This is a genomic window from Traorella sp. mt218 (assembly GCF_055420025.1).
Genome location: NZ_JBVAYM010000009.1, coordinates 80,319 through 87,437 on the forward strand (window position 1 = coordinate 80,319; position 7,119 = coordinate 87,437).

8 protein-coding genes and 1 riboswitch are annotated in these 7,119 nt (G+C 40.4%); all 8 genes read right to left on the reverse strand.

Annotated elements, in window-relative coordinates:
• Window positions 1-132: 132 nt before the first annotated feature.
• A riboswitch (FMN riboswitch) is annotated at window positions 133-247 on the reverse strand.
• 107 nt (window positions 248-354) lie between these two features.
• Entirely contained in the window at window positions 355-489 is a 135-nt protein-coding gene (locus ACZYT3_RS06295; RefSeq protein WP_464088077.1) for a helix-turn-helix transcriptional regulator, read from the reverse strand.
• Between the two features lie 94 nt (window positions 490-583).
• Window positions 584-1,246, reverse strand: a complete 663-nt coding sequence (gene phoU, locus ACZYT3_RS06300) for a phosphate signaling complex protein PhoU (protein WP_294562051.1) — start codon at window positions 1,244-1,246, stop codon at window positions 584-586.
• Window position 1,247: 1 nt separating this feature from the next.
• Complete coding sequence (gene pstB, locus ACZYT3_RS06305; RefSeq protein ID WP_464088078.1) at window positions 1,248-1,997, reverse strand: phosphate ABC transporter ATP-binding protein PstB; 750 nt, start codon at window positions 1,995-1,997, stop codon at window positions 1,248-1,250.
• Entirely contained in the window at window positions 1,984-2,868 is an 885-nt protein-coding gene (gene pstA, locus ACZYT3_RS06310; protein ID WP_294562053.1) for a phosphate ABC transporter permease PstA, read from the reverse strand. Before pstA ends, pstB begins: the two co-directional genes overlap by 14 nt.
• Window positions 2,868-3,716, reverse strand: a complete 849-nt coding sequence (gene pstC, locus ACZYT3_RS06315; RefSeq protein WP_294562054.1) for a phosphate ABC transporter permease subunit PstC — start codon at window positions 3,714-3,716, stop codon at window positions 2,868-2,870. The genes pstA and pstC overlap by 1 nt, the downstream gene beginning before the upstream one ends.
• 1 nt (window position 3,717) lies before the next feature.
• Window positions 3,718-4,575: a substrate-binding domain-containing protein gene (locus tag ACZYT3_RS06320; RefSeq protein WP_464088079.1), complete on the reverse strand. Its 858-nt coding sequence runs from the start codon at window positions 4,573-4,575 to the stop codon at window positions 3,718-3,720.
• A 150-nt stretch (window positions 4,576-4,725) separates the two neighbouring features.
• Window positions 4,726-5,586: a patatin-like phospholipase family protein gene (locus tag ACZYT3_RS06325; protein WP_464088080.1), complete on the reverse strand. Its 861-nt coding sequence runs from the start codon at window positions 5,584-5,586 to the stop codon at window positions 4,726-4,728.
• Window positions 5,587-5,596: 10 nt separating this feature from the next.
• Window positions 5,597-7,119 (reverse strand): cardiolipin synthase (gene cls, locus ACZYT3_RS06330; RefSeq protein ID WP_464088081.1); only part of this gene is annotated, 1,523 nt, incomplete at its 5' end.

Sequence of the window (7,119 nt, forward strand, 5' to 3'; positions counted from 1 at the left end):
TACACCTCCAAAAAAATACATGCCTTGAATAAAAGCTATCCAAGACATGCAAAAGAGGATTTATGCGATTAAATAAAATGCTCCGAAACGATACGAAATCATTTCAGAGCACGCAAAAAAGCATAAATATACTTTCATCTTCTTTCATTCAGACTATACTGTCGGCTTTGGAATTTCACCAAATCATGCCTTTCGGCTCGTGGGCTGTACCACCGGTAGGGAATTGCACCCTGCCCTGAAGATAGTTATTCAATTACGGACAATTATAATATTTGACATTATTTCTGTCAATAGAAAGTTTTTTCTCATTCGTCAAATACAATAATTTGCAAACAGGTAAACACAGGTTATTTCTTAATATCCTTTTGTTTGGGAAACTCCTTTCTCCCATTTTGATATCGTCTGTCGGACAACATGTAAACGAATGGCTAATTCCTCTTGAGATAATCCTTTTTGTTTACGGATCGTCTTTAAATTTTCACTCAGCATAAATCTTCCTCCTTTTCGAAGTGATTTTACACAAAATATGAGCGTTGCACAAGCAACGCAGATAAACATAAAAAAACTTCATGTTTCCACGAAGTTATTCTGCTGATTTGATATCAATCTTTTTATGTTTCCCGGTGATAGAATATTCGACCCATTCCGCAATATTGGTCGCATGATCACCGATTCTTTCCAGATACTTGGCAATCATCAGAATATCCAGATAATCTCTTCCTGATTTCGGATCTTCTCTGACTGCATCGATCAGGTCATCTTTTACTTTTTCAAAATAGTTATCGACTTCATCATCATCTTTCATGACGGAAAGTGCCATCTCTAAATCTGAATTGACGAATGATTCAACACTTTTGGATACCATGCTGATCGTATTCTTAGCCATCGCAATGATATGCTTTTCTACTTTTTCATCTTTTGTAATGTCCACCGGTGACATCAATGAGATATCATATGCCTGATCACCGATCCTCTCCATATCACTGATCATCTTCAGGGCACTTGATACCTGTCTTAAATCACTGGCAACCGGCTGCTGACGAAGCAACAGTTTCATGCACAGCTGTTCGATCGTACGTTCTTTCTGATTGATCTCATTTTCAATTTCTGTGACCTTTTCTTTTATTTCATCACTTGGATTTTTTAGGGAGCTGACAGCATAGGTGATCCCGCCTTTACATAGATCTCCCATCAAAATCAGTTCATCATTGAGTTCTTTTAACTGTTCATTATATCGATTTCTCATATTAACCAAACCTTCCTGTAATGTAATCTTCTGTTTTCTTGTTGTCCGGCATTGAGAACAGCTTATCCGTCTTATTGTACTCGATAAGATCACCCAATAAGAAGAAAGCGGTCATATCTGAAATACGGGCTGCCTGCTGCATGTTATGCGTCACGATGATGATCGTATATTTCTTTTTCAATTCTAAGACAAGATCTTCGATCTTTGAAGTAGAAATCGGATCCAGCGCACTGGTCGGCTCATCCATCAGCAATACTTCAGGATCAACGGCCAGCGCTCTGGCAATACATAAACGCTGCTGCTGTCCTCCTGAAAGGCCCAATGCACTTTTGTGCAGGCGATCCTTGACCTCATCCCATAAGGCAGCACCCTTCAAAGCTCTTTCAACGACCTTATCTAATTCCTTCTTATCTTTGACACCATGTGTCTTAGGCCCGAAAGCAATATTATCATAAACGCTCATCGGGAATGGATTTGGTTTTTGGAAAACCATCCCAACACGTTTGCGCAACTGATTCACATCTATTTTTGAATTGATATCAATGCCATCCAGAGTAATCTCACCTGTGATGCGGCAACCCTCTACCAGATCATTCATACGATTCAAACACTTTAAAAAAGTAGATTTACCGCAGCCGCTAGGACCAATGAATGCTGTTACCTGATTGGCTTCAATATCCATATTGATATTTTTTAATGCCTGAAAATCCCCATACCAGAGATTCAGATTCTTAACACTAATTTTGCTCATTCTTTCCTCCCATATGCTTTACGATTTTATTGGATGCGAAATTGATCAGCATCACCATCAAAAGAAGCACGACTGCCGTTGCATAAGCCTGATTGGTATAAAGCCCTTCACTTAATAAGGCATACATATGCACAGACAAACTGCGTCCGGATTTCATCACATTCAAAGCAATATTCGGCAAGGTTCCGGCAGTATAGATCAATGCTGCACTTTCCCCGACGATTCGTCCGATACTTAAGATGATGCCATTTAAGATACCGCCTACGGCACTTGGTAAAATGATCTTGAAAATCGTTCTTACCTTTCCGGCACCCAAACCATAGCTGCCTTCACGATAACTGTCAGGCACTGCCTTAAGCGCCTCTTCAGTCGTTCTCATGATCAATGGCAGGATGATGATTGACAGCGTAATGACACCTGAAAGCAAAGAATAGCCCAAACCACAGAAGATACACAAGAATAAATATCCGAATAAGCCAAAGATGATGGAAGGAATTCCCGAAAGCGTTTCTGTTGTCAGACGGACGATCTCCACGAATTTACTTCCTTTTTTCGCATATTCCACCAGATAGATCGCACTGCCGATGCCTAAAGGAAGGGCAATCAGCAAAGATAATACGGTATATAAAAGCGTATTGATGATGGCCGGCATCATGGATACATTTTCTGTATTGTATTCCAGCGAGAACTGATCAAGGGTAATATTTGGAATACCCGTAATCAAAATATAAGCAATCATGATGATCAGTACCGCCATCGTTATAAAAGCACTGATCTTCACCAAGACGTTTAACACGACCGATAACTTATCCTTATGAATGATACGCAGATCATTGGCATCCTGCTGATGCTCACTTATTTTTTTAACCATTATCGAATCCTCCTTTTTAAGAAGGCGAACGACAGATTGATGATCAAAATGAAAATGAATAATACCACAGCTGTCGCAATCAAGGCATCACGATGCAAATCGGTCGCATAACCCATTTCCAAGACAATATTAGTCGTCAATGTCCGGCCACCCATAAAAATATCAAATGGCATCAGCGCCTGATTCCCAATGACATAATTGACCGCCATCGTTTCACCGATCGCCCTGCCCATTCCAAGAATGATCCCTGCAATGATTCCAGACTTGGCTGCCGGTACGCTCGCAAAAAAGACGCTTCTCTCATGGGTAGCTCCTAAAGCCAAGGCACCTTCATAATAATTCTTATCTACTGCCTTCAGGGAAGATTCCGATACGCTGACGATCGTCGGCAAGATCATGATCCCCAGTAAAAAACCAGCGGTAAAGATACTTTTTCCGCTGCCGCCAAACAAATTTCTAAAAATCGGCACGATACATACCAATCCAAAAAAACCATAAACGATGGAAGGAATACCTGCCAAAAGATCGATCACGCTTTTCATTTTCGAATAGATCTTCTTAGGACAGAAATACACTAAAAAAATTGCACACAGAAGGCCGATCGGAACACCGAATACAAAGGCCAGCAAGGTTACTTCCACACTTCCCAATATCATCGGAAGTATCCCAAAAATATTGTTTAACGGTTTCCAGACCGTACCAAAGATAAATTCTGTAAAGCCGATCTTTCCCATTGTGCTAAAACCATTGACAAACAAAAAGGCACAAATGAGGAAAACGCATAAAATAGAAGCGGATGCAGCGGCTGTAAACAGCCACTTCATCCCTTTTTCTTTTATTGAATTCATTTTACTTCACTTCTGAGAAGGAAGTGATTTCACCTGTAAAGATCTTCATTACCTGGTCAGATGTTAAATTTTCCAATGAGTTATCATTGTTGACGATAACAGCAATACCATCGATACAGATCTTTGTGCCTTTTACACCGCTGGCAAGCTCGCTGTCCTTTAATTCACGGCTAGCCATACCGATATCACATAAACCTTCGATCGCATTGTTCACACCTGTAGTTGAATCTGACTGCTGGACATCAATCTGAACATCCGGATTTAAAACTTCATAAGCTTCAGCCAATTTTTCCATTACCGGTGTTACAGAGCTTGAACCGGCTACCGTGATCGTTCCGCTTAATCCTTGTGGAGCAGTATAATCACCCTGATTACCTTCAGAAATATATCCTTCTTCTTCAATGACTTCCTGACCCTGGGCACTCATGATATAAGTAATGAAATCAGAAGCCAAATCGCTTAAATTTTCACCTGTAACGATATTGAATGGACGAGATACCTTATAAGAACCATCCTTTACTGTATCAACACTTGCAACGGCACCATCGATCTTTACTGCCTTCACTTTATCATTTAAAGAACCCAGTGATACATAACCGATCGCATTTGGATCACCCTGTACAGTTGTCAGCATGACCGAAGTAGAATTCGTTTCTTCTGCTGTTTCTGTCGTATGGTCTACCTTTTCGCCATTTTCATCTTTCTGTTCAATTCCAAACAGTTCAATGAAAGCACCTCTTGTTCCACTTCCCTGTTCTCTTGTCAATACATGAATCGTATCGTCAGAAGCATTATTTGAACATGCAGCAACGCTCATGACCATAAAAGCTGCAACGATACCTTTTAAAAGTTTTTTCATAGTTTTACAATCTCTCCTTTTTTTAACTACGTCCTTTATTATAGTCATAGTATGTAAAAGAATCAGCATTCGTATGTAAATTCACCGTAAAAAGAAAAGAAAGTGATTAACCACTCTCTTTACATTTCTTTACACTTGACAACTTGATCATCATTCCTTTATTTCATTCATAAAAGAGCGAATCTCATCAATTCTTTTCAGCGTATCCTTATATCCTAAATCATACCATTTGCCCAGCTTCTCACCATCGGTCGTATAACGAGTAATCCCCATATCCATGCTCGGACGTAAGATCAGTGCCCGGTTTTCCTTTTCAAGCTCTTTGACCTTATTCCACTGTTTATGATAATTTTCATGACGAACGCTCAGATCCTTTGCGATATAAGGCTCCTTACGAAACAAGATCCTTGCCAGACACATCTGCCACTTAGGTGCCGGCTTACGCACATAATTTTCTTCCTTCGTCGAAATAAAGACCACACCCTTGCAGTCATTCCGCAAAGCCTGTTCGATCGGGATCATGTCGACCAAACCGCCATCCATATATCTTTTGCCATTGATCTTGACAGGATGGGTCAGCATCAAAAGAGCACAAGCCGCCTTTACGATCAGTCCGTCTTCAGAATACTGCTGCTTATTAAAGTATTCGACCTTTCCTGTTTCTATATTATAAAGACCCATTTCCAATTCGCATGGATTTTCACGAAAGGTCTTGATATCCAGCGGAACCTTCTCTTCCACAAAATCATAGGTTGAATTGATACCAAAAACAGCCCTTTCATGAAGGATCGGATATAAGCCTACCGCTTCCTTGCGGGCAGTCGAATCGACACCGGTAACACGTAAGCGATCCTTCTGCTTGGAAACATACGACAGAAGACAAAATGCCCCCGCACTGATTCCCGCAGCATACGGAAATTCAATATTCTGATCCAAAAAACATTCCAGAACACCTGCTGTATAAGCCGCTTTTGTTCCTCCTCCTTCACATATCAAACCAATCTTACTCATATGTACCCCCTTATAATAACGGTGAAAACAAATTCAAAATCGAACGCAAGATACGTACCAAAGCATTTGTTTTCATATATTCCTGATAAGTGATCTCATGACATTCATCCAGCGTCCTCAAAAAATCATCCCGACAATCCAGGATCGCTTTAGATTTATACATCCACACACCACATTCAAAATGCAGAAAATAGCTTCGATAATCAAAATTAATGCTCCCGATCACACCAAATTCATCATCGCTGATCAGTGTCTTCGCATGAACAAAGCCGGGCGTATATTCATAAATACGTACACCGCTTTCCAAAAGATATTCATAATTCGACTTCGTTACCTGATTGACCAGCTTTTTATCCGGGATATAAGGAACCATGATACGAACATCTACACCATTTTTGCTGGCAAGAGCCAAACCATCCCGTACGACATTATCCAATATCAGATAAGGTGTCTGAATGAAGATATATTCTTTTGCTGCATGGATGATATTCAAATGAACATTCTGACCCACGCTCTCATCATCGGTCGGAGCATCGCTAAAAGGAATCACATAGCCGTCATCCCTGCCTGGATAAGGCGTCATATACGAAGCAAAATTACTCTTGACGCTTTCACCGTAATCCCAGAATTGAAGGAACATGAACGTTAAAGAAGCGACCGCATCACCCTTCAGCATGATTCCCTGATCACGCCAATGACCATAAACCTCTTTGATATTCATATATTCGTCAGCCAGATTGATTCCACCGGTAAAGCCCACTTTGTTATCAATGACCGTAATCTTACGATGATCACGATTATTCATCTGAATCGCCAAACGGGCCCTGATCGGATTAAACACCTTGCAACGGATCCCCATCTGGTTGATCTTTACATCATACCCGTCTTCCAGCTTGACGATACAGCCAACATCATCATAGATCAGACGTACATCCACACCCTTTTTTGCCTTCTCACAAAGAACCTCAAGAATATCATTCCACATCTTTCCTTCTTCAAGAATGAAATATTCAAGAAAGATAAATTTCTCGGCCTTCTTGATCTCCTCCATCATCAATTCATAATATTGTTGACCACTGGCAATAAAAGTCGTTTCCGTTTGACTCAGACAAGGATAGCCCGCATACTTCATCAGATAATTCGCCTGCTTGGCCGCCTCAATATTTTCTCTTCTTAATTTCTCAAGAAGCTTTTCCTCCTGAAGCATGATTCCCTTGGTATCATCATTGGAACGGGCAATGATCCGCCGCAATTCTTTAGATACCTTTTTGCCCCCGAAAAGCAGATACAGCACGCCCCCGACTGTTGGCAGTGCCAAGATCACCGAAGTCCATGCCAGCTTATATGAAGGATTGTCATTACGGTTATAGACATAGATTACCATAAGCACACTGAATACTTTCAGAATCAATGAAATCAGCTTTGATATCGATGAAAGAAAAGATACGAACAAAAAGATCAAAAAAAGCTCGAATAAGATGATATAAGCCGTAATCATCATTTTACTAAATAAAATATTGATCAATCTTTTCT

What these genes read in the sequence shown, in the direction of transcription:
- ACZYT3_RS06295 (WP_464088077.1), bottom strand. Translation starts at nt 489, where the DNA reads ATGCTGAGTGAAAATTTAAAGACGATCCGTAAACAAAAAGGATTATCT.
- phoU (WP_294562051.1), bottom strand. Translation starts at nt 1,246, where the DNA reads ATGAGAAATCGATATAATGAACAGTTAAAAGAACTCAATGATGAACTG.
- pstB (WP_464088078.1), bottom strand. Translation starts at nt 1,997, where the DNA reads ATGAGCAAAATTAGTGTTAAGAATCTGAATCTCTGGTATGGGGATTTT.
- pstA (WP_294562053.1), bottom strand. Translation starts at nt 2,868, where the DNA reads ATGGTTAAAAAAATAAGTGAGCATCAGCAGGATGCCAATGATCTGCGT.
- pstC (WP_294562054.1), bottom strand. Translation starts at nt 3,716, where the DNA reads ATGAATTCAATAAAAGAAAAAGGGATGAAGTGGCTGTTTACAGCCGCT.
- ACZYT3_RS06320 (WP_464088079.1), bottom strand. Translation starts at nt 4,575, where the DNA reads ATGAAAAAACTTTTAAAAGGTATCGTTGCAGCTTTTATGGTCATGAGC.
- ACZYT3_RS06325 (WP_464088080.1), bottom strand. Translation starts at nt 5,586, where the DNA reads ATGAGTAAGATTGGTTTGATATGTGAAGGAGGAGGAACAAAAGCGGCT.